The sequence below is a fragment of the Bartonella capreoli genome, from assembly GCF_902813205.1.
Classification (GTDB): Bacteria; Pseudomonadota; Alphaproteobacteria; order Rhizobiales; family Rhizobiaceae; genus Bartonella; species Bartonella schoenbuchensis.
Window position 1 is genome coordinate 1 of record NZ_CADDZX010000394.1, and the last position, 386, is coordinate 386.

1 protein-coding gene is annotated in these 386 nt (G+C 35.5%); it reads right to left on the bottom strand.

The genetic code is table 11. The annotated features are described in order from the left end of the window. A partial coding sequence (locus J7R05_RS08960; RefSeq protein ID WP_208541935.1) for an ATP-binding cassette domain-containing protein occupies positions 1-230 on the bottom strand: 230 nt, incomplete at its 3' end. Between the last annotated feature and the right edge of the window lie 156 nt (positions 231-386).

Here is a 386-nt window from a genome sequence, read left to right on the forward strand (position 1 = left end):
TGCGAATCATAAATATTTTCCCCATCTAAGGTAATAAGACCCGTTATTTTAGCACCTTCAATCGTATCATTCATACGATTAAAACAACGCAAAAAAGTCGACTTTCCGCAACCTGAAGGACCGATTAAAGCTGTAACCTGATGTTCAGGAATGTCAAGAGTAATACCATGAAGTGCTGCTTTACCTCCGTAAGAAACCTTCACATCTTGACCACGCATTTTAATTTTCATTACAAAAAATCACCTTAATTTAAAACACAAAGCTTATCGAAGTTACTGCTATATCGAAGTTATTTGCGCCGTTCAAATCGTCGACGTAAAAAAACGGCAGAAATATTCATGATTGCAAGAAAAATCATTAATACAATAATAGCACCCGAAGTCTTT